Origin of the sequence: Roseinatronobacter monicus, from assembly GCF_006716865.1 — a bacterium.
In the GTDB taxonomy this organism is placed as follows: Bacteria; Pseudomonadota; Alphaproteobacteria; order Rhodobacterales; family Rhodobacteraceae; genus Roseinatronobacter; species Roseinatronobacter monicus.
Genome location: NZ_VFPT01000005.1, coordinates 115,574 through 135,948, shown reverse-complemented (window position 1 = coordinate 135,948; position 20,375 = coordinate 115,574). Strand labels below are relative to the sequence as shown.

At 57.9% G+C, this 20,375-nt stretch carries 22 protein-coding genes and 2 pseudogenes; 12 read left to right on the top strand and 12 right to left on the bottom strand.

Translation table 11 applies throughout. The annotated features are described in order from the left end of the window. Positions 1-321 precede the first annotated feature (321 nt). From BD293_RS21610 to BD293_RS21600, 3 genes are read left to right on the top strand one after another with little or no spacing between them, the layout of a single operon-like run. Positions 322-567 (top strand): type II toxin-antitoxin system HicA family toxin, encoded by a 246-nt coding sequence (locus tag BD293_RS21610; RefSeq protein ID WP_142085849.1) that lies wholly within the window; start codon positions 322-324, stop codon positions 565-567. Continuing rightward, complete coding sequence (locus tag BD293_RS21605; protein WP_142085847.1) at positions 564-1,058, top strand: type II toxin-antitoxin system HicB family antitoxin; 495 nt, start codon at positions 564-566, stop codon at positions 1,056-1,058. The genes BD293_RS21610 and BD293_RS21605 overlap by 4 nt, the downstream gene beginning before the upstream one ends. Then, positions 1,045-1,461: a hypothetical protein gene (locus BD293_RS21600; RefSeq protein ID WP_142085845.1), complete on the top strand. Its 417-nt coding sequence runs from the start codon at positions 1,045-1,047 to the stop codon at positions 1,459-1,461. The genes BD293_RS21605 and BD293_RS21600 overlap by 14 nt, the downstream gene beginning before the upstream one ends. 20 nt (positions 1,462-1,481) lie before the next feature. Here the strand turns inward: BD293_RS21600 and BD293_RS21595 are convergent. From BD293_RS21595 to BD293_RS21565, 7 genes and pseudogenes are all read right to left on the bottom strand, one after another. Continuing rightward, positions 1,482-1,580 (bottom strand): annotated as a pseudogene (locus BD293_RS21595) (IS5/IS1182 family transposase); the annotation flags it as partial. A 462-nt stretch (positions 1,581-2,042) separates the two neighbouring features. Further along, positions 2,043-3,178 (bottom strand): IS3 family transposase gene (locus tag BD293_RS21590; protein ID WP_246086422.1). Its coding sequence is split into 2 segments (ribosomal slippage): positions 2,043-2,911 and positions 2,911-3,178, totalling 1,137 coding nucleotides; the frame shifts between segments, so codons are not numbered across the junction. 65 nt (positions 3,179-3,243) lie between these two features. Further along, a complete protein-coding gene (locus tag BD293_RS21585) occupies positions 3,244-3,459 on the bottom strand; it encodes a replication initiation protein (RefSeq protein WP_142085844.1) in 216 nt (71 codons plus the stop codon). Next, entirely contained in the window at positions 3,456-3,719 is a 264-nt protein-coding gene (locus tag BD293_RS21580) for a hypothetical protein (RefSeq protein WP_142085842.1), read from the bottom strand. Before BD293_RS21580 ends, BD293_RS21585 begins: the two co-directional genes overlap by 4 nt. Beyond that, complete coding sequence (locus BD293_RS21575; protein ID WP_281286728.1) at positions 3,703-4,371, bottom strand: nucleotide-binding protein; 669 nt, start codon at positions 4,369-4,371, stop codon at positions 3,703-3,705. Before BD293_RS21575 ends, BD293_RS21580 begins: the two co-directional genes overlap by 17 nt. Before the next feature lie 465 nt (positions 4,372-4,836). Beyond that, positions 4,837-5,580 (bottom strand): ABC transporter permease, encoded by a 744-nt coding sequence (locus BD293_RS21570; protein ID WP_142085839.1) that lies wholly within the window; start codon positions 5,578-5,580, stop codon positions 4,837-4,839. Next, positions 5,577-6,452, bottom strand: a complete 876-nt coding sequence (locus tag BD293_RS21565; RefSeq protein WP_142085837.1) for an ABC transporter ATP-binding protein — start codon at positions 6,450-6,452, stop codon at positions 5,577-5,579. The genes BD293_RS21570 and BD293_RS21565 overlap by 4 nt, the downstream gene beginning before the upstream one ends. An 82-nt stretch (positions 6,453-6,534) precedes the next feature. On the opposite strand from BD293_RS21565, the gene BD293_RS21560 reads away from it, so the two are divergent. From BD293_RS21560 to BD293_RS21540, 5 genes are all read left to right on the top strand, one after another. Beyond that, entirely contained in the window at positions 6,535-7,347 is an 813-nt protein-coding gene (locus BD293_RS21560; protein WP_142085836.1) for a LytTR family DNA-binding domain-containing protein, read from the top strand. A 244-nt stretch (positions 7,348-7,591) separates the two neighbouring features. After that, entirely contained in the window at positions 7,592-7,948 is a 357-nt protein-coding gene (locus tag BD293_RS21555) for a YigZ family protein (protein ID WP_142085834.1), read from the top strand. 5 nt (positions 7,949-7,953) lie between these two features. Next, the gene (locus BD293_RS21550) at positions 7,954-8,733 is read left to right on the top strand and encodes a helix-turn-helix domain-containing protein (protein ID WP_142085832.1); all 780 of its coding nucleotides are present in this window, start codon (positions 7,954-7,956) and stop codon (positions 8,731-8,733) included. A gap of 69 nt (positions 8,734-8,802) precedes the next feature. After that, entirely contained in the window at positions 8,803-9,204 is a 402-nt protein-coding gene (locus tag BD293_RS21545) for a VOC family protein (RefSeq protein ID WP_142085830.1), read from the top strand. 15 nt (positions 9,205-9,219) lie between these two features. Further along, positions 9,220-9,624 carry a VOC family protein gene (locus BD293_RS21540; RefSeq protein WP_142085828.1) on the top strand — a complete coding sequence of 135 codons (405 nt, stop codon included), beginning with the start codon at positions 9,220-9,222 and terminating at the stop codon, positions 9,622-9,624. Positions 9,625-10,187: 563 nt separating this feature from the next. Here the strand turns inward: BD293_RS21540 and BD293_RS21535 are convergent. Beyond that, entirely contained in the window at positions 10,188-11,228 is a 1,041-nt protein-coding gene (locus BD293_RS21535; RefSeq protein WP_142079327.1) for an IS110 family RNA-guided transposase, read from the bottom strand. Positions 11,229-11,393: 165 nt separating this feature from the next. Between BD293_RS21535 and BD293_RS21530 the strand changes: the two genes are divergently transcribed. Beyond that, positions 11,394-11,684, top strand: coding sequence for a DUF1801 domain-containing protein (locus BD293_RS21530; RefSeq protein WP_211841113.1), 291 nt, complete (start codon positions 11,394-11,396; stop codon positions 11,682-11,684). A 380-nt stretch (positions 11,685-12,064) separates the two neighbouring features. On the opposite strand, the gene BD293_RS21525 is transcribed toward BD293_RS21530, so the two are convergent. After that, positions 12,065-12,604, bottom strand: a complete 540-nt coding sequence (locus BD293_RS21525) for a cupin domain-containing protein (RefSeq protein WP_142085826.1) — start codon at positions 12,602-12,604, stop codon at positions 12,065-12,067. A 172-nt stretch (positions 12,605-12,776) separates the two neighbouring features. Here BD293_RS21525 and aptA point away from each other — a divergent pair, with 172 nt between their 5' ends. Next, the gene (gene aptA, locus BD293_RS21520) at positions 12,777-14,099 is read left to right on the top strand and encodes an omega-aminotransferase AptA (RefSeq protein ID WP_142085825.1); all 1,323 of its coding nucleotides are present in this window, start codon (positions 12,777-12,779) and stop codon (positions 14,097-14,099) included. 273 nt (positions 14,100-14,372) lie between these two features. Here the strand turns inward: aptA and BD293_RS21515 are convergent, their stop codons facing one another. Continuing rightward, positions 14,373-14,927: a helix-turn-helix domain-containing protein gene (locus tag BD293_RS21515; RefSeq protein ID WP_142085823.1), complete on the bottom strand. Its 555-nt coding sequence runs from the start codon at positions 14,925-14,927 to the stop codon at positions 14,373-14,375. A gap of 190 nt (positions 14,928-15,117) precedes the next feature. Here BD293_RS21515 and BD293_RS21510 point away from each other — a divergent pair, with 190 nt between their 5' ends. Then, entirely contained in the window at positions 15,118-17,568 is a 2,451-nt protein-coding gene (locus BD293_RS21510; RefSeq protein WP_142085822.1) for a GcvT family protein, read from the top strand. 192 nt (positions 17,569-17,760) lie between these two features. Then, a complete protein-coding gene (locus tag BD293_RS21505) occupies positions 17,761-18,555 on the top strand; it encodes a fatty acid desaturase (RefSeq protein ID WP_246086438.1) in 795 nt (264 codons plus the stop codon). A 149-nt stretch (positions 18,556-18,704) separates the two neighbouring features. Here BD293_RS21505 and BD293_RS21500 read toward each other — a convergent pair whose 3' ends face one another. Both BD293_RS21500 and BD293_RS21495 read right to left on the bottom strand, forming a co-directional pair. Beyond that, entirely contained in the window at positions 18,705-18,992 is a 288-nt protein-coding gene (locus BD293_RS21500) for a hypothetical protein (protein ID WP_170207290.1), read from the bottom strand. A gap of 33 nt (positions 18,993-19,025) precedes the next feature. Next, positions 19,026-20,084 (bottom strand): annotated as a pseudogene (locus BD293_RS21495) (ISKra4 family transposase); the annotation flags it as partial. Positions 20,085-20,375: the final 291 nt, after the last annotated feature.

Genomic DNA, 20,375 nt, shown 5'->3' with positions numbered 1-20,375 from the left:
GAAGCGGACATTCAGCCTCCGGAGCCAAAAAACTCAAGAAAACAGGGTGATAAAGCAATCCCGCGAAGCGGATTTCGTCGTTTTTGTCGCTGGGGTAACGGCTGGGGCAACAGTGGCTTTCACAAATCGGGGCCTTCAGATCGGGTTGAGATTCGTGCCGTTAACTTCGCCTCAATCGGTTTCCTGCATGATACATGCGCATTCTGGCCAAGGCTCGCCACCTTGAAGAAGCTGGCTGTTCGCTCACTTGTGACCGATTGAAATGGGTTGTAAACTTGACACATCGACGTTAGAACCAAATTTAGTTACAGCGAGAGGGCGATGGCTGCGCGCAACAAGCTGATAGAGCGGCTGAAGGCTCAGCCCAAAGATTATGAATGGCAAGAGCTCAGGCGACTGCTTGGAGCGTTAGGGTATGAAGAGAAGCAAGGTCGTGGGTCACGTGTCAAGTTTGTTGGTGAAGGGTTGCCAAAGATCAACCTACATAGTCCGCATCCTAGTCCGGTAATGAAGCATTACGCCGTGAAGCAAGTATGCGAACTTTTGACCGAAGCGGGGCTAATATGAACCTGAAATACAAAGGTTACGTTGGATCAGTCGATGTCGATCTGGAAGCAAATTTGCTTTTCGGTAAGCTTCTGCACATCCGCGATCTTGTGAATTATGAAGCTCAAAACCCGGCAGATCTCAAACTTGCTTTTGAGGAAGCCGTTGATGACTATTTGGACGATTGCGCTGAACAAGGCGTTGAACCTGATACGCCATTCAAAGGACAATTCAACGTTAGAATAGCTCCGAAGCTGCACAGGGAACTTGCGTTTTCAGCAAGACGAGATGATCGGTCATTAAACGATTATGTTGAATATGTGTTAAGCCATCACGAAGAGGTAGCCACCGCCATAATGGCAAAAGTGATACGTCTTGAAGGTATCGTGTATCAGCAGAGTTATCGTCGTGCAGGCCAGCGGGTGATGCAAAAAGCTAGATCGGCGCAAACTGTAGTGAAGTTTCACAGCTCTTTCGACGACATGGGAACTAAAAGCAATGCCAAGCATTGAAGTCTTGTCAACCTTGATGTGTGAGGATGTTCGGCAAGAGGCGTCCGGGAGAGCTATTTTGATTGGCGTAGCACCTGTTGGCCCCAGTTTGAACGCTGAAAAAGAGACGATATTACACCGACTGTTTTTTTATGTTGAGGCGCTTGCCAGCAATGTATCTACGATACATTTCAGATTAATTTCTGAAGACTTCAGCAATGAGCCTATGGCGGCTTCAATCTCTATGGACGATGACGAAGCAGAAGAGGACCTTGAAACTCCAAGCCTTGGAGTATGGGTCTTTGGCCGCCAAGGAATAAAATTCGAAAAGTCTGGAGTCTACATCCTACAATACTCCCTTGATGATGAAAATTGGCATGAGGCCCGGAAGTTTGTGTTTCCAGCCCGTGAAGACAAAAGCTGAGGCTCCAGGCTCATTGATATTCAAAGCCAGAAGAGGACGGTTGCAGCGAGCGCGACAGCTGAGAGAAATACCTTTGGGCATCAGTCGTAGCGTGTGGCGATCCTGCGCCAATCTGTCAGCATGTTGCCTTCGTAGCTATTGCAGCTTTTGTTACGCTCGGCGCAGCCGTCGCCGAAAGACAGTTTCGTCCCGTATCTGCGACATTTGGTAACACAATATGCTGCGCGATGCACGATTGACTGCTTCGGGTTGGCCGCGCCGAGGCATCGTGGTCGTCCTGACCGGCAGCAATGGGCCGGGAACGATGCTGCAGCTGCGAAAGGCTTTAGCTCGCTGCGACATCCCTGGATGTCGCTGATAAGCTCAAACCTGCCAGTGGCAAGCCCCGCGAGCGGGGCCAGGCTGCTGAGGCTACGCCCCGAACCCTGACAGCCATCGCTCCCTGATCCAATGCGCCCTGCCCCGTCTCTTCCAGAGCCGCGCCAGAACACTTGTCTCATGGTCGCCATGACTGACAGGAGAGGTGGTCCTGGTTTTTCGACCAGTTTTATGCCGCGCAGCGCTCTGGCATGGGTTTCCTATCACGCGGCAAGTTTCATGTTTGGTTTGCGATTATCATAAACTTCGTCCGGGGTCATCAGGCCGTGGGATGAATGCGGGCGTTCTTCATTGTAATAAGCGATCCAGGTGCCGATCCCCTGGCGCGCCTCCCGGCCAGTTTCGAAGGTGTTCAAGAAGACGCATTCGTATTTCAAGGACCGCCACAGTCGTTCGATCATGCGGTTGTCGATCCAGCGGCCGCGCCCATCCATCGAAATCTTCACCTTTGCGTCTTTCAAAACGTCGGTGAAATCGGTGCTGGTGAACTGGCTGCCCTGGTCCGAATTGAAAATTTCGGGCGGGCCATAGGTGGCCAGTGCCTCCTTCAAGGCCTCGACGCAGAACCCGGCATCCATAGTATTGGACAGCCGCCAGCTCAGCACCTTGCGGCTGTGCCAGTCCATGATGGCGACCAGATACAAAAACCCGCGCTGCATGCGGATATAGGTAATGTCCGTACACCACACCTGGTTGGGACGCGTGATGGGCAGATCTTTTAGAAGATATGGATAAACCTTGTGTTCGGGGTTTTTCTTACTGGTCTTGGGTTCCTGATAGATCGGCACCAAACGCATGAGCCGCATCAGCCGTCTTGCGCGATGGCGGCCGCATTTGTGACCCTCTCTTTGCATATGACGCGCCATCTGCCGCGAGCCGTACCATGGCGTTTTCAGGAATTGCTCGTCGATGATCTTCATGAATTTCAGGTTTTCCGCGCTTTCACCGCAGGGCTGATAGTACAGCGTCGATCGGGCGAGCGACAGCAGTGTGAATTGCCGCCGGACACTCAGTTTGGGATGATCTTTCTTCACGGCTTTTTGCCTCCAGTCCCGAGAATGAGCCTGGAGGCATCCGCCAAAAAATCCCGTTCCACTACCAATTGGCCAATCTTGGCGTGCAGCTTCTCTACATCCTTGCCGGAAATCACTGGTTCACCAACCGGCTTGGCGTCAAACGACTGCGCCATCTTGGCAATTGCCGTGCGTTTCCAGCCGTTGATCATCGTCGGATGTACTTCATATTTCTTCGACAGCTCTGCCGTCGTCAACTCTTCACGGATCGCTTCCAAGGCAACCTTCGCCTTGAATTCTGCCGTGTAACGCTTCTGTTTCGCCATATCGATTGTTCGTCCTTCTTCAGTTGCCAGAGCTTAGCAACTGGTCCGAATTTCCGCGACCACCTCTAGATATCAAAGTCGTAAATGGTGGCGATGCCACCGGTCTGCTCCGATGCGGTGATCGTTACCTTTTGTCCTGAGGGACCTTCCCAATCCAGGCGCATGGGACTTCGTTTTGCTAGGCTGACCATGGGCGCCGACATCATCTCACGGTCATCACGAAGGGGGATATCCCCTATTATTGCGACGAAAAGATCGAGTTGTTCGCGCTGCGTGCTCATCCCTTGGACTCGTAACGATCCATGAGGATACCGAGCATGTCGGCATAGGTGCGGCGATCATCCTTACACATGCGCTTAAACCGGCCGATAACATCGAGCGGGGCCTTGATACTGATCTGGCCATCTCTGACCGGTTCACGGCTTGGCCAGCGCTCTACAGAGCCTCCAGCCCTTTCGACGGGATCTGCCTCCGTGACCGGGACTGCGGAGCGGGGAGTCTCAAATTGCTTGAGACGATCAATATCAAGCGGTTTTGGCATTGCGGGCCTCTTCAAGCAAATCAATGATTTCGGACGCATAGGCTTGGGCGTTGAGGATTGCCTTGGCGATGCCGTTTACGTCGGCCGGATCGAGTTGCCGGAGACCGCCGCCCGCATTGTGTAACGACGAAAACGCCGTGCGGCGGTGAAGTTCTGTTTTCATCACCCTGCCCGCCTTGGCGAGTTCTCCATGAATGTGCTTCTCCAGCTTACTTTTTACTGCGGCCGATGTTCTGGCAAACAGGATAGCAGCCGGAATTGATCGTCGACGCGCCCTGCCTTCCATTTCGATTTCGGCGAGCGTGTCGATGGCGGCGTCGGCATCCTGTTGCTCTTCGCCCGATGGAATGATCACAAGATCAGATTCCGCGATCGCGAAGGACGTCAGACGACTGGCGGAGCCCTCTAGGTCGATGAGGACGAAGGTGGCCTGTTTTTGCGCAGCTGCGATCTCGTCCTGAATGGCGCGTTCGCCGCCACTGGTGATTACCCGAAGGCGTGGCGAAAGGGGCGCCAATGTTGACCAGCGTGTAAGGCGTTTCGCGGGGTCACCATCGATGAGAATGACATCCGTTGCTTCTGCGAGCTCCGTTCCAAGGATGATCGCCGATGTGGTTTTCCCGGCCCCACCCTTTGAAGTTGCGAATGAGATAACTGGAATAGCGGCCTCCTGGGAGTTGATGCCTGACGGTATGCGAACATGGGTTCTTCATAGCAATATTGGATACGAATTCCTACCGTAAAATTGGCTTTAGTAGTCTAGGATACCCTAGGATACTCAGGGATATCCTACTCTACCTTTCATGTCCAGCAGGGGCGCCAATCGGACTTTGACTTCGGAGCACGAAAAGCATGCTTGGCGCGCCCCGTCTATCTGATTGAGTAGCGCGGCAGGGAACCAGCCTACTGAGGCTGGTCCTTTATGCGCGCTTATGGTTGAAAGCTCGCATGGGTATCTTCAACCAGAGACCTGAGCTCATCAGCATGATCGACGCGAGGGGCGGACAGCCGCCTGTGACTTTGCAGCATGGCTTTCAATGCCGGGCAAGATCGCAGTCGTTCGAAAGCGCTTTGTCGACCGACATTGTCTTGATAATCGACACCCATGACCTGACCATCACCCGGAGGCAGTCTTGCGGTGCCTTGTCTGAGCCCACCATGTGATTGCAACAGCAAACGCTGTCCAACCCGCCAAAAGGAACATGTAGCGCTGCGGCAACGCGCGACCATCCAGCGCTGCCCAGGCCAGTTCAGCCATTGCGCGGGTGGGCGTCCAGACAGAGATCGTACCAACAGCTTCCGGCAAAAGCTGCGGTGGCATCCATAGGCCACCAAGATAGGCAAGCGGCAAAAAGACAAGGTTCGCCAGGGGCACCGCAGCCCGTGAAGAGGCCAGCGACCCCAGCGCCGTGCCCATCAGTGTGGCGGGCAGTGCGGCCGCCAGTGTCGTTGCTGTCAAGCGGTACCAGGCGGCGCTGTCTGCCAAGACGACTCCGCCCAGCATCTTGCCCAAGGCCAACACCAGCGCCATGGCCAGCGCCGAAAACCCCATACCCACGATCACCCGCGCCACCCATGGCGCAAGCGCCGAGCCTGGCAACAGCCTTTGCCAGCGGATGAAGGGGTCGGCGCGGTCCTGTGCCACGGTCACACCAAACTGGTAGAACCCTACCCCCAGCACGGCATAAACCGCGAAAGAGGCCATCGCATAGCCTGCCGCCGGGCCAGCGCCCGCCAAACCGGCCCCGAAAAAGCTGTAGAGCATGGCCGGGAACAACACGGTTGGCACCCAGAACCCCGGCTGGCGCGCGAGGATCAGAAACGACACACGGAGTTCGGCGAAAAGTTGACGAAAGGTCATATGCAGCCCTCCTTGCGAATACGAGAGATGATGTCTTTGAGTGCAAGGGGTTCGATCGTCAGACCAGAGAACGGCACTTTCTCGGTGACCATCCGGCGCAGGTCGGTGTCGCTATCGTCACTCTCGACGCGCCAGCCCATGCCTTGCGGTCGTGCCCGGATCCAGTCAGGCGGTGCGGCGCCTTCGGGCAGGGTAAAGCCGATCTGGCGCGCCTGCATCCGGGCGCGGATGTCGGTCAGTGTGCCCTCCATCACCTTTCGCCCTTGGTCGATCATGGTGATCCGGTCGCAGACCGCCTCGATTTCGTCCCAGTGATGCGAGGTCAGGATCAAGGCGCCGCCCTTTGCCACATAATCGCGGGCGATCACGCGAAACGCGTCTTGAGCACCCGTATCCAGCCCGGCTGTAGGCTCGTCCAGAAACACCAATCCGGGCCTGCCCAGAAAGGCAAGCGCCAGCGCGACGCGGCGCACTTCCCCGCCGGAAAACCCGGCCATACGTCGGTTGATCAAAGGGCCAAGCGCGAATGCGGTAATGACATCGTCCAGATTGGCGCAATTCTTGCGGCGGGCATTGGCATAGGCGAGAACCTCGCGTGGGGACAACTGATCAGGAAACCCGGTGGCCTGAGGCGTGACCCCCATCACCTCCCGTGCTGCGGCGCTGCCCGGGAGGTGCCCGAACAGCCGCACCTCACCGGCATCTGGCATCCGCAACCCCATGAGCATCGCAAGCGCGGTCGTCTTGCCTGCACCGTTGGTGCCCAAAAGGCCAATCGCCTCGCCCTCGCCCAACTGCAAGGACAGATTTTCTACTGCTGTCACCGCGCCAAACCGTTTGGTCAATCCCCTGGCCTCGATTGCCTTTTGCATCCGGTTCCCTTTGTTGTTGTTCACATCTTGCTTTGATAGACAGTGGTTAGAAGACCGGATTTCAGGTTTGAAGGGCAATTTCGTGAAACACCTGACCGATCACGTGAAACAGGCCGATGTCCTTTTCGCGCTTCGCGAAACGGCCAGGGATTTGCTGGAGCCAAGGCTTTGGGCTGTCATCGGCGGGGTTACCCTGCTTGTCGCGCTGGCAGGCCCTTTCTACACGATGGAAAAGCTTGGCCTTGTTGGGCGGCTTGTTTACTGGGGCGCGGTGGGAATGGCTTCGGCGCTGCTGATGTGGACGCTCAACCGCATCTGCGGCGTTCTTTTGCCAAGGCACTGGCCGTGCTTGGTGGTTGGAGCATTTGCAGGGGCGGTCGGGGTGCTGCCAATGATGGGCCTGGTGGCGCTTGGCAATATCGCTGCGGGAATGGGCCTGCCGCCGGCCGGGATATGGGGGTTTTTCCCCTATGTCGCACCAACGGTGATCGGGATCAGCATGCTGGTCCATATGTTGGTAGCGCCCGCGAACAACAGAGTCCCCGCCCCCAGCCACGTGTCATCGACGGGCTTGTTCTTGCGGCTTCCGGCGGAACTGGGGCGGGATATCATCGCTGTGCAAGCGCAGGATCACTATATCGATGTTATCACACCCCGAGGCAGCAGCCTGATCCTGATGCGGATGAGCGATGCAACTCAGGATCTGGCCCACTTTCCCGGAATGCAGGTTCATCGGTCTTGGTGGGTCAATCTGGACCATGTCATTGGGTTCGACAAAACCGAAACCGGTGGCGGAAGGCTGGTGTTGACCAAGGGCTTAAGTGTCCCCGTGCCGAAATCGCGTCGATCTGCAGTGCGACAGGCGATCGCTGCCCGAAAACCGCAGGAGGCATGAGCAAACGGGGTAAATCGCGTGCGACCACGAAGACTTCCATCATGCAGCCCACGGCCGGCTTCGCCTTGCCCAATGTGAACGTCCGTTATGCAAAAGCTGCAGCACAGCAAGAAAGGTTACCCGGCCGACAGCCAAGGGCCGCAGTTTCCAGCGGGCTTCGGTTGATCGACCGGGACTGAGGTCAAGAAACGCCTTAAGACGTCGTTACCTTGCCTCCGCGAGGCGCGGGGGCTAAGCCAGACCTATGCTTGTCCTCGAAAACATCATCAGCGACCGTGGGTCGAAATATGCGGTCTCGGGCGGGCCCTGCGGATCCGAAGAGGAGGCAAAGTCCTTCATCAAGGAGCTTTGCCGGAAGAAGAAATTCGCCAAGGCGACCCATAACAGTTGGGCCTTGTTGACTGCGGAGGCCTCGATAAAGAGCGATGATGGCGAGGCCGGGGCAGGCATGGTGATCTTGCGGATGCTGGAGCGCGAAGAACTGCGCGATCATGTTGTCGTGGTCACTCGATGGTTCGGCGGCAAGCATCTTGGCGGGGACCGTTTCCGGCACGTGCAAGACGCGGTGCGGATTTTCCTCGACCATTTGCGAGAGAGTTGAGGCGCATGAGCCCCGCATCAAGCTACGCCGAACTTCCTGACGGGGCAGATCCGCGCTTCGGGATCGAAGCTGTTTGGCTATCACTGGCCGGACATGCCCGCACGTATCGCGTTTTGCCGGACGGTCGCTGCGATATCATCCTGCGGTTCTGTGCCAGCCCGGGACCGATCAAGAATATTTCTGTGGTGGTGACCGGCCCAACGACCGCGCATTATGACGTTCCCATCCAACCGGGCATCGGATTTACGGGTATCCGCCTGCGGCCGGGGTTCTTCCAAACTGTGCTGGGTTTCAAGCCAGTTGCCTTGCGGGAGAAAACCCTGGTTGACGATGCCGCGATCTCCGCCTGCCCTTTGCTTGCAACACTCTGCATTGAGGCGGACAGGCCCGAGGCGCTGCCTGATCGGTTGATAGACTTCGTGCGCAGCCGCATCGGCCAGGATCATGCGCCGCTGCCGGGACAAACCCGCCGGATTCTGAGCGCATTCCATGCCTCGAGCGGCCGCTTGCCAGTTCAGGATATCGCGCAGCTGCATGGCCTGAGCGCGCGCACAGTGCAGCGCATCGTGCTGGACGCGACCGGCTTGCCACCCAAATCCTATGCCCGGATCCTGCAGTTTCACCGGGCCATGCGCCTGTTGCGTGACCATCGGCTGCGCCCTTCCGAGGCGGCGCTTGAGGCCGGATATGCGGATCAGGCCCATATGACCCACGCGTTGCGGCGCTTTGGTGGGCTTTCGCCTGCCAGACTGGCAGACGTGACGCTGGTTACACTCAGGGAATAGTGTCCGGTTTTTACAAGACCGGGAACGGCGGTGCTGTCATTGTCGGACTAAACCACAAAGGACGCCCACATGACTGTCAGGTTCGGCTACACCATTCTCTATGTCCCCGATGTAAGGGAAACTGTTGCTTTCTATGAGGCCGCCTTCGGCATGACGCTGCGGTTCGTGCATGAGAGCAGCCTTTATGCGGAGCTGGAAACGGGGGCCGTCACCCTCGCCTTTGCAGGCGAGGAGATGGCCGAAATGAATGGGCTGGCCATTCGCCCGCAGCGCAGGGGTGATCCGGCGCAGGCTGTTGAGATCGCCCTGATATGCGATGATCCGCAATCGGCATGGGAGCGTGCGGTTGCGGCAGGCGCGCTGCCGCTTTCGCCCCCGCAAGCCAAACCGTGGAACCAGATCGTCGGCTATGTCCGCGACCTGAACGGCTGCCTTGTCGAGCTTTGCTCTGACATGACCAAGCCCAACTGACGGAAAGATGCCCTCATGCGCCCCACCACTGCCTCCCCCGCCATCATCACACCGCATGTCGCCGCGTCGCGCGATTTCTACGTCAGACATCTGGGGGCCAGACTGGCCTTTGATTGCGGCTGGTTCATCAGCCTGGAGTTCGGCCCCGGCCTTTCTGTGCAATTCATGGAGCCACAGGCGGATCAGCCAACCTGCGCCACCACGGGCCTGACCTATAATTTCTGCGTGGCTGATGTGGATGCGACCTATAAGGAACTGCGGGTCTCCGGCGTGACGCCTGATGCCCCGCCCGAAGACCACCCCTGGGGCGACCGGGGCTTTGCCCTGCGCGATCCGAATGGCGTCACGCTGTATATCTATTCCGACCGCGAACCCGCGCCGGAGTTCCGGGCGGCTTATTTGACCGGAGCAGCGCAATGAGCGCGGTTGAGGGACTGCTTGAGGATCTGCGTCAGCATCGCGGCGGGCTTCCATATTGGGGCGGGTGATATCAAGAGATATTTTCAACAAAAGCCTCGCCCCCGGCTGAGCTGTTGGCTGCGAGGGTGTCATCGATTGGCCGATCCGGGAGATCAGGATCATTGCAGGAGAACCACGGCGAGGGGCGTTCAGCGCGAAGACATCCATCTATCGCAGCGGTGAACGCCCCGGGGATAGGAGCCGCGGCGCCCCTGTAGTTTGAAGAAGCTGTGTGTTTGGCCGTGTTTTGCGCGCATCAGCATCACCGAAATATCCCGCACCGGAATGTGCTTCCATCCGTAGTCAGCGCTGTGGCTGCCACATTATACCCAGTCCAAGAACGGTTCCCGCGTGCCTATCTCTTCGGCGCACTCAGATGGTTATCTGGTGACTAGCCCATTGTCGGCATCATCGGGGACCGCGTCCCGGCTTGGGGACCTCGGTGAGCCATCGCCGTCAGACGTGGCCTATCTCTCCTTTTGCTTCAGAACTCTGATGTGACCGGGGGTGCGGTTTTTCACAGCCTATGCTGTGGTGGCCGCCACGGCATCAGAGCGGGTGTAGCGAAATTCAGCGTTGTCTCGCCACATGCGGTGCAGAACCACCCCGATCCGACGCGCCAGCGCAACTGTCGCGCGCTTCTTTCCGCGCCGTTTGGCGACATTCCATGCCCAGGCGCTCAGCCAATTGGGGCGCCCGCTATGCAACATCACCGTTGCCGCTTGATAAAGCGCCGTGCGCAACCCCGCATCGCCCGCCCGTGAGATCTCGCCAATGATATCGCGTTCACCGGATTGCTCGCGGCGTGGCGTCAGGCCAACCCAGGGACCAACGTCTCTGGAGGATCGAAATCGTTCAGGGTCATCTATCGCTGCCTTGACCGTCAGAGCCACGCGGTAACCAACGCCTGGCATGGTCATCAACTGACGGCAGACGCGATCAGATTTGGCATGATCACGCAGCAACTTCTCCATCCCTGCCAGCTCCTGACGCAGGGCACGGCGCGCACTCAGGATCGGGGTCGCGGCAGCTTCCAGCATAGGATTGCCCTCGGCCAGCTCCAGCACCCGCTGTTCAAACCGCCCCTTGGCCACCTGTCCCATCTTCAGTCCGAAGTTGCGCAGCACTCCACGGATCGACAGCTCAAGCGAGAGGGTCGCTTGCTGGATTGCCTTGCGCGAAGACAGCAGCGCGCGCATTTCCTGTGCCGACAGGGATTTGCAATGAACCGATCGGAACCACCCCATCTGCAAGAGCCGCGCAATCCCTTCGGCGTCGCGCCGGTCTGTTTTGATCGGCATCGCCTTCAGCGCACCCTTCACCTGCCGAGTTTCCATCAAAACGGTGGCAAAGCCAGCCTCGGTCAAATGCTGATACAGCCATTGCGACAATGGCCCAGCTTCAAGCCCTACCCCAACGACGCGCCCGGGCAGGCCACGCAAGACCCTCACCAGATCTTCGGGTTCGCTCGGCGCGGCCGTTTCTTTCACCACCTTGCCCTGCGCGGACACCACGCAAATCGCGGTGCTTGCAAGGGAGACGTCTAAACCGATATACAAATCCATGTCGTTGCCCTTTCGTATTGGATATCTTGGGGCGCGCTTCACAGCACGACCCCGTTGACACGCAGCCCAGCGTGCCAAGGGCAACGACACATCAATCAACCTCGGATTTCAATTCACAACGGCCGTGATTCGTGCCGAGCCCCAATACGGTATCTCTTCCCCATCGTGGCACGTCTTCGCGACATAGCGCTGGCCTCCGGCCCCCAAATCACCGAAGAGGTCAAATACGGCGGCATCCTCTTTGCATCGCGCACGGGGTTCTGCGGCGTTTTCGCCTATCGGAACCATGTTACGCTTGAATTCAGCGTGGGGCGGCAGTTGCCTGATCCGCATGGCGTTCTGGCGGGGAAAGGGAAGTTCAGGCGACATATCCGCATCGATACGGAGCACGATATTGAGGCCAAATGTGTCGATGAGTACCTGAACGCCGCACGCGCGCATAGCGATGCGCAATAACTGAGATCCTCTGCAGCGCGATGCGTCCAGTATGAATGGCCGGTCTGGGGAAGGAGCACTGCGGCGAACTGGATAGGTCGTACGACGGCTCTGGGCCGGGCACGTCGATGCTGCCCTCGAATTCGCACAGGGCGGACAGCCGCCTGTGACCTTACCGCATTGCAGCTGCAGCATTCGACGAAAGCGGCCAGTCGCTGTCCCGCGCTAGGTCGACTCAAGTGTAAAGGGAGCAGGATTCGCAAAATCTGTGCCGCCGAAAACGTTGCGCTGGCGCGTCAGGCTTTAAGCTACCGGATAGCTTGACCTACCTGCATAGAAATTCCTTCCGCTTCCAAGAATGGATCGCACCGCCAAATCGAGGGATCCAGAACTTGGAAAGCTCAGAACGTAGGCGGCGTGCATGCACTGACAATCTCGCAGACATCCGGACCCGGATTTCGGAATCTGTGTGGCGTCTTGCTGCTGAAATAATACGCGTCACCCTTTTCCAGCAAGAACGTCTCGTCACCAACCGTCAGCTCCAGCTTCCCTGCGATCACAATTGCGCATTCCTCGCCCTCATGGCTCAGGACTCTACGCCCGGAGTCGCGTCCCGGCTGATAGAATTCGTGGAGCATCTGGAGCTTTCGGTTTGAACGCGATGCGGCCACAAGCAGGTACTTCAAACCCGGGGCACCGATGTCGATCAATTCGCCCTTCCGAAACACAGGCGTTTCAACCGTGGATAATTCGAAGGTAAAGAACGTGGCAAGGTCCATCGGGATACCATCCAGTATCTTCTTGAGTACCGAGACCGAGGGCTGGGTGGCCATGGACTCGATCTGGCTGATCGTTCCGCTGCCGACCCCGGTTCGCCGCGCGAGCTCGCGCTGTGACAATCCCTTGGATTGCCGAACGACCCTGAGGCGGCGCGCGACCATGGCATCATGCGAAGATGTAGCGTTCACGATGTGATTTACCGCTTTCTATCGAAAGCAATTGATAACTTATTTCAACGTTTTCAGCAAGGAAGTTGTGTCGATCAAATCAGGATTGATCGATTATGGAAGCATGCTAGGAACCGAAGTCATCCATGGGAGAGAGGACAGTCAGATGAACCGCGTCGCCACCCCGAATGACTTTTCCAGTTTCTGGATGCCGTTCACCGCAAACCGGGATTTCGCAAAAGACCCTCGGCTGATCACGGCCGCGAACGGGATGTATTATACCAGCCATGACGGACGGCAGGTGATGGATGCGACTGCGGGCCTGTGGTGCGTGAACGCCGGCCATAATGACCCCCTGATCGTAGAGGCGGTGCAACGCCAAATTGCCACGCTTGACTATGCGCCGCACTTTAACTTTGCCACACCGCAGGCTTTCGAACTGGCGGCACAGTTGGCTAACTTATTCCCGACAGGGCTCGACCATGTGTTCTTCACGAACTCGGGGTCGGAATCTGTGGATACGGCGCTGAAAATCGCGCTGCACTACCACCGTGTCCGCGGCGATGTCGCAAGGACGCGCCTGATCGGGCGTGAACGGGGCTATCACGGCACCGGTTTTGGCGGCATTTCGGTTGGTGGGATCGTCAACAACCGCAAGCATTTCGGGACCATGCTGACCGGCGTCGATCACATGCGCCACACTCATGACCTTGCGCGCAACGCGTTTTCGCGTGGTTGCCCAGAGCATGGCGCGGAACTGGCTGACGACCTGATCCGGATTGCCGAATTGCACGATCCGTCCACTATTGCCGCGGTCATCGTCGAACCGATGGCGGGCTCTACCGGTGTACTGATGCCCCCAGTCGGGTATCTCAAGCGCTTGCGCGAGATCTGTGATCGCTACGGCATCCTGCTTATCTTTGATGAGGTTATCACCGCCTATGGACGCCTTGGAACTGCGAGCGCGGCGGAATATTTCAACGTGAAACCCGACATCATCACCACTGCGAAGGGACTGACCAATGGCGTCATTCCGATGGGCGCGGTGATCGTTGATGAAACGATCTACAAGTCAGCGATGGAACATGCGACAGTTCCCATCGAGCTTTTCCATGGATATACGTATTCAGCGCACCCAATGGCGGTCGCCGCTGCTTTGGCAACGCTGAAGTCCTATCGCCAAAACGACATGTTCGCGCGTGTGGCGACCCTCTCTCCGCTATGGGAAGAGGCGGTGCATAGCCTGAAGGGGCTGCCCAACGTGATCGACCTGCGCAATCTTGGCCTTGTTGCCGGGATCGAACTTTCACCGCGGCCAGGTGCGCCTGGGGCGCGGGGGGCCGAAGCGATGAAGCTCGCATGGGAAAAAGGCCTCATGATCCGCGTTACAGGCGACATCATCGCGCTGTCGCCACCCTTCATCATCACCGAGGACGAGATTCACACATTGTTCGGCAAGCTTGCGGACATTCTGCGCAATCTGGCCTGAGACCGCAGCCTCGTGCAACGAAAGACACGGCCAAGATCTGGCAGATCAGCCATGTTCCCCTGTCGACTTCTTCGTTCGTTGCGCTTGAATGCGGGGCCCTCTACCGGAAGTCTTCTTCCCAGCCACGCGTGACGAACCTGCGCATTGCCCTTTGCCAGCGTGCAAAGTGTCGGTCAGGCGTCAGTTGCGGCCTTGCCGACGTGACAGGATATGTTGCGCGACGTATAGCCCGCTTGCGATGCGCAGCAGGCCAGGCGATTTGGGGTCAGCGCGTCAATAGACAGGCGGTGATATGATCCAGATCACGACCGCAGGGTCGGAATGCGGGTTTGACCACGCGTAGTCGCGATTGTTGAATTGGAAGCTGTCGCCCGTATTCAGTTTGAGTTCCAGATCGTCGATGGTCAAAGACAGCCTGCCGCTGACCAACACCCCGCCATCTTCGCGGTCACGCGCCCGAACGCGCCCGCCGCTGTCGGAATGCGGGGCAAAAACCGATTTGATCATCTCGAACGACCCTGACAGCGAGGGCGAAAGCAACTCTTCGGTCAAGCCGCTTTCCGTCGATCCAATAGGCACGCGGTCATCGGCGCGCAAGACAAGGCCGCGCTCGGCCTCGGCGCGGTTTGCAGAGCGGAAGAATACGCTGATGTTGATGCCCAGAGTGTCAGCAATCTGCGCCAGATCGCGCACCGAAGGCACGGTCTGACCGCGCTCGATCTGGCTAAGCCAACCAAGGGAACGGCCGATTGCGGTCGCAAGCTGCTTCAGGGTCATGTCGCGCGCCTTGCGCAGGGCACGGATATCGTCACCGATCTGTTTGCTCATGCGGATTTCATACCTTCGCTCCTGCCCGCATTGGTAAACCATCAACATTGCGACGCAAGGATTTTCGCCAAGATAGAATAGTTTGGTAAAATATACTCAAAATGAAATTAATATTTGAAATTTCATTTTCAAGATGGCAACACTTGGCCTTATCATCCCCGCCCGTGCGGGCCTGCAAGGATTGCCGCCAATGGTTACACTTCCCGCCAAAGCCCGCGTCGTCATTATCGGGGGCGGCATTTCGGGCTGTTCGGTCGCCTATCATCTGGCCAAACTGGGCTGGACGGATATTGTCCTGTTGGAGCGTAAACAGCTTACATCAGGCACGACATGGCACGCGGCGGGACTGGTGGGGCAGTTGCGCGCCAGCCAGAACATGACGCGGCTGGCAAAGTATTCCGCCGATCTATACACGCGGCTGGAAGCCGAGACCGGCCTTGCCACCGGGTTTCGCCAATGCGGGTCGATCACCGCCGCGCTGACGTTGGAACGCAAGGAAGAAATTCTGCGCCAGGCCAGCCTTGCCCGCGCTTTTGGCGTCGATGTTAATGAACTGTCCCCCACCGAGGTCAAGACGCTTTATCCTCATCTGAACATCGACGGCGTGACGGCGGGCGTGCATCTGCCGCTGGATGGACAAGCTGATCCAGGCAATATTGGGCTGGCGCTGGCCAAAGGCGCACGTAACAACGGCGCGCTGATTGCCGAGCATGTCAAGGTCACGCAGGTCACCCAACAAAATGGTCGCGTTACAGGGGTCGATTGGGTGCAGGGTGCCGAGCAGGGCCATATTGCTGCCGATCTGGTGGTGAATTGCGGCGGCATGTGGGGCCGTGATCTGGCCGCGCAAAACGGGGTCACATTGCCGCTGCATGCCTGCGAACATTTCTACATCGTGACCGAAGGCATCCCCGGGCTGACACAGATGCCAGTACTGCGCGTGCCCGATGAATGCGCCTATTACAAGGAAGACGCCGGAAAAATGATGCTGGGCGCGTTTGAGCCAAAGGCGAAACCCTGGGGTATGAACGGGATTTCGGAGGATTTCTGCTTCGACCAATTGCCCGAGGATGTCGACCATTTCGAACCGATCCTGGAGATGAGCATCAACCGTATGCCGATGCTGGCCGATGCCGGGATCCACACGTTTTTCAACGGGCCGGAAAGTTTCACGCCCGATGACCGTTACTATCTTGGCGAAGCGCCCGAGTTGCGCGGCTATTGGGTCGCGGCGGGGTATAACTCGATCGGGATTGCGTCCTCGGGCGGGGCGGGTATGGCGCTGGCGCAATGGATGAACGATGGCGAAGCGCCCTTCGATCTGTGGGAGGTCGATATCCGCCGCGCCCAACCCTTCCAGAAGAACCGCCGCTATCTGAAAGAGCGCGTGTCTGAAACGCTGGGTCTGCTCTATGCCGACCACTTCCCCTATCGCCAGATGGCCACCAGCCGCGGCATTCGCCGCTCGGCGCTACATGACCACTTGAAAGCGCGCGGCGCGGTCTTTGGCGAGGTTGCAGGATGGGAACGCGCCAACTGGTTCGCCAATGACGGGCAGGAACGTGAATACCGCTATTCATGGAAGCGCCAGAACTGGTTCGACAACCAGCGCGCGGAACATATGGCGCTGCGCACGGGTGTCGGGTTGCTGGACATGACCTCTTTCGGCAAGATCCGCGTGGACGGTACGGATGCTCTGGCCTTCTTGCAGCATATCTGCGCCAATCAGATAGATGTCGCGGTCGGGCGGCTGGTCTATACCCAGATGCTGAACGCGCGCGGCGGGATTGAAAGCGATCTGACAGTGACGCGGCTGGGCGAGACGTCCTTCCTGCTGGTCGTGCCCGGCGCCAGTTTGCAACGTGATCTGGCATGGCTGCGCCGCCACGCGGATGACCGCCATGTGACGATACTTGATGTCACGGCGGGCGAAGCTGTTTTGCCGGTGATGGGACCGAAATCGCGCGACCTGCTGCGGCTTGTCTCGCCCGATGATTTCTCGAATGAGGCGCACCCATTCGGCACTGCGAGAGAGATCGAGATCGGCATGGGGCTGGTACGCGCGCACCGGGTCACTTATGTCGGTGAGTTGGGGTGGGAGTTGTATGTCAGCACCGATCAGGCCGCCCATGTGTTCGAAACCCTGGTCGAGGCAGGCACCGAGGTCGGGCTGAAACTATGTGGGCTGCACGCGATGGACAGTTGCCGGATCGAAAAGGCCTATCGCCATTTCGGCCATGACATCACGGATGAAGACCATGTGCTGGAAGCGGGGCTTGGCTTTGCGGTGAAAACCGCGAAGGGCGATTTCCTGGGACGTGACGCGGTGCTGCGCAAGCGCGAAACGGGGCTGGCGCGCCGCATGGTGCAGTTTCGCCTGACCGACCCCGAGCCGCTGTTGTTTCACAATGAACCGATCTTGCGCGACGGCGCGATCGTGGGATATCTGAGTTCAGGCAATTACGGCCACCAGCTTGGTGGTGCCATCGGCATGGGCTATGTGCCCTGCGCATATGGTGGCGAAAGCCCGGACGAAATGATGGCGTCACGTTATGGCATCATGGTTGCAGGTCAGGTCTTTGACGCAACCGCCAGCCTGACGCCGATGTATGATCCCAAATCGGAACGCATAAAGGCATGATTATGTGGCAAAGCGGTGAAGAAGCACTTGCGTTATGACCGTGGCCTAGGATTGTCTGTCCAGACCAACCCGGTTCAGTTGATCCGCCTTTGACATGACTGGAGATGCCTTATGAGCGCGTCAATTGCTGATCTACCGGAAGAAGCCCGCGCTGCGCTGGTTGCCCGCGCAAACGCGCCGGGTTTGGCGCATTTGGCTGGTCATCTGGGTGCGATTCTTGTGACGGGAACTCTGATCACTTTGCAACCACCGTTATGGTGGCTGGCGCTGCCGGTTCATGGCGTATTGATCGTGTTCCTGTTCACGCTGCAGCACGAATGCACGCACCGCACCCCCTTTGCCAGCGACCGACTGTGCGATCTTGTGGGGCATGGTATCGGCCTGCTGATCCTGAATCCCTTCTTGTGGTTCCGGCCGTTCCACTTTGCCCATCACCGGCATACCAATCGCGCTGGTGATCCTGAACTGGAAGGGCCTGTCCTGCAGACCCGCGCGCGATGGCTGTGGCATGTAAGCGGCATTCCTTACTGGCGTACTCAGATAGCATTATTGATCCGCCTTGCGACCGGCCGCGAGGCTCCAGCGTGGTTGCCCGCCACAATTCGCAGCCGCGCAGAGCGAGAAGCCCGAGTCCTTATCGCGATTTACACAATGGCGCTATTGACGCTGCTGTGGTCGCCCCTGCTGCTGTGGCTTTGGATTATGCCCTGCCTGCTTGGTCAGCCTGCGCTTCGGCTATACCTTCTGGCCGAACATGGGGACTGCCCGCAAGTAGCGAACGTATTGGAAAACACGCGCACCACCTTTACTACCCGAGCGGTTCGTGCGCTGGCCTGGAACATGCCCTTTCATGTCGAGCATCACCTTGCCCCGCAGGTGCCGTTCCACCGCCTGCCTGCACTTCACGCCCTCATCCGTGATCGTTTGGGAGTCACCGCCCCGGGTTACGCTGCATTCACCCGCGATTATTTGGCGCGCCGAAATTAAGCAGCCGCAGAGATGTAACGCTGACTGTGGTTTGTATTCTATTCTGGCGCGTGTCAGCAATACTCGACACAGACAACGCGCCCGATTTGGCAAGTTCAGGATGGCTGGCAAAGCCTGACGTCTATCGGCGTTTGGAATTATGCGGCCTACTATTCACGCTCGGCATCGTCGTTCAGTGTGTCAAGGTAATGCGGCAGCTCGCGGGCCGTAATGTCAGCTTCACGTATCAGCCAGTCAAAGTGTTCGCTAAAGGCGTCGATCCGCGCCCGGTCACGGAAGGCAAGATAGTGCCGCCCAAGGTAGAGCGTGGCAATCAAGGGGCCAAAAACTGTCAGGTGCGATGAAAACACGCGCCTGGCGTCAAAAAGATAGATGCGCAGGCTCGGGTAAAGTTGGTCAGAAAGTGCGCGCAGGTGGGCCAGCTGCGCGGCCCGCACGCCTTTGGCCGCTTCTCGTAATTCTCGGGTTTAGGCGTGCAGACGGTCGCAATCGATCTGAAGAACGTTAAGGATTGTCGCGGCGGTCATCACTTTGACGTGCCAAAGGTACCAACGCAATGTATCGGCAGGTCGCTCGAAAAAGAGCGGCAACCCTGAAAAGCCCTTCGATTGAATAAGTTCCCGCACCGCGTTTTCAATGTGCTTGACCCGCATCGAGATATGCCACCAGTCCAGTATGTGCGTGACGGAACCTCGAACGGCACGCATCACCAAATTCGGCAGTCCAGGTTCGCCCTCTGAAATAGCGGTCACTTTGCTCTGACCTTCCCAGCCTTGCGCGATCAGGTCATGTCGTAGCTGCCTTTCAGGAGAACTAGCGGCTTGCTGTACGAGGCCAAACCGCCGGCTCATATTGGGGCTTTCAACCTTGCCGACCACGACATCCATGTGGCGTTTCTGGTATTCAGGCCGATATCGTGTGTGCGCACCATCCAGGAAAACGGTCGGTGGGGAGGGCGGTACCATCGTATCCGCGTCTCTTTGGCTTGCGTCGTCGTGGCTTAGCTCGTCGTCGATGCGACCCAAGCGATTTCGAACGGTCGTGTTTAACTGAGCCGAACAGGGCAGGAACATTTCGATCAATCGAGCGGCTTCCCGAAACGAGTGCCTCGCCCCCAATTCAGCCTGAAGGCACCGAAGTTCGGGAGTAGCGCGCTCAGAAGACAACCCGGCAAGTGGTGATTTCGGCCCAGATGACGTGATCACAGCCGGTTGGCACAAGCAGCGTCGAAGCCTTGGCCACTTCACCCGAATTCGCGCGTACAGCGTGTCAAGAATACGGCGTCGATCATTATGGATCGCGCGTCGTTTGCCACAGTCATCGCATTTCCGGCGAGCCCCCAAAGCCTCACCGAGGCTGATCTTGCGCAATCATTCCTGCAAGCGCCTCAACAAGGTCTTTGCGTCCTCGAGAAGAAGGCCCAAATTCTCGGAACCGAATTCGTCCGGCGCACGGCGAAGTCGACCGATATTGCGCGTCTTGGTTTCTCCATCGTCAAACGTCGTTTCGACAAAAAAGCTTACATCCATGGTGGGTCCCGCCTTGTTCCGAAACCCTACCCCACCAAGTCGACCACAAAGTTTTGCCCATTAGCCCCCTTCTAAGCATAGATATTTTGGAGCGGGCTTCACAGCGCGACCCCGTTTAACACGCTGCCCAGTGTGCCAAGGGCAACGACACCTCAACTAACCTGAAATTTCAATTCACAACCGTCGTGATTCGAGCCGTGCCCCAATACGGTATCTGAATGCGCTGGAGCTTTGGGCGACTGTACCGTCATCGGGCTACCCCTTAGATGGCGCCGGTGGACACGAGAGTGT

Bases quoted from the DNA above. Each gene is read 5' to 3' on its own strand.
- BD293_RS21610 (WP_142085849.1), top strand. From the start codon at position 322: ATGGCTGCGCGCAACAAGCTGATAGAGCGGCTGAAGGCTCAGCCCAAA.
- BD293_RS21605 (WP_142085847.1), top strand. From the start codon at position 564: ATGAACCTGAAATACAAAGGTTACGTTGGATCAGTCGATGTCGATCTG.
- BD293_RS21600 (WP_142085845.1), top strand. From the start codon at position 1,045: ATGCCAAGCATTGAAGTCTTGTCAACCTTGATGTGTGAGGATGTTCGG.
- BD293_RS21585 (WP_142085844.1), bottom strand. From the start codon at position 3,459: ATGAGCACGCAGCGCGAACAACTCGATCTTTTCGTCGCAATAATAGGG.
- BD293_RS21580 (WP_142085842.1), bottom strand. From the start codon at position 3,719: ATGCCAAAACCGCTTGATATTGATCGTCTCAAGCAATTTGAGACTCCC.
- BD293_RS21570 (WP_142085839.1), bottom strand. From the start codon at position 5,580: ATGACCTTTCGTCAACTTTTCGCCGAACTCCGTGTGTCGTTTCTGATC.
- BD293_RS21565 (WP_142085837.1), bottom strand. From the start codon at position 6,452: ATGCAAAAGGCAATCGAGGCCAGGGGATTGACCAAACGGTTTGGCGCG.
- BD293_RS21555 (WP_142085834.1), top strand. From the start codon at position 7,592: ATGCTTGTCCTCGAAAACATCATCAGCGACCGTGGGTCGAAATATGCG.
- BD293_RS21550 (WP_142085832.1), top strand. From the start codon at position 7,954: ATGAGCCCCGCATCAAGCTACGCCGAACTTCCTGACGGGGCAGATCCG.
- BD293_RS21545 (WP_142085830.1), top strand. From the start codon at position 8,803: ATGACTGTCAGGTTCGGCTACACCATTCTCTATGTCCCCGATGTAAGG.
- BD293_RS21540 (WP_142085828.1), top strand. From the start codon at position 9,220: ATGCGCCCCACCACTGCCTCCCCCGCCATCATCACACCGCATGTCGCC.
- BD293_RS21535 (WP_142079327.1), bottom strand. From the start codon at position 11,228: ATGGATTTGTATATCGGTTTAGACGTCTCCCTTGCAAGCACCGCGATT.
- BD293_RS21525 (WP_142085826.1), bottom strand. From the start codon at position 12,604: ATGGTCGCGCGCCGCCTCAGGGTCGTTCGGCAATCCAAGGGATTGTCA.
- aptA (WP_142085825.1), top strand. From the start codon at position 12,777: ATGAACCGCGTCGCCACCCCGAATGACTTTTCCAGTTTCTGGATGCCG.
- BD293_RS21515 (WP_142085823.1), bottom strand. From the start codon at position 14,927: ATGAGCAAACAGATCGGTGACGATATCCGTGCCCTGCGCAAGGCGCGC.
- BD293_RS21510 (WP_142085822.1), top strand. From the start codon at position 15,118: ATGGTTACACTTCCCGCCAAAGCCCGCGTCGTCATTATCGGGGGCGGC.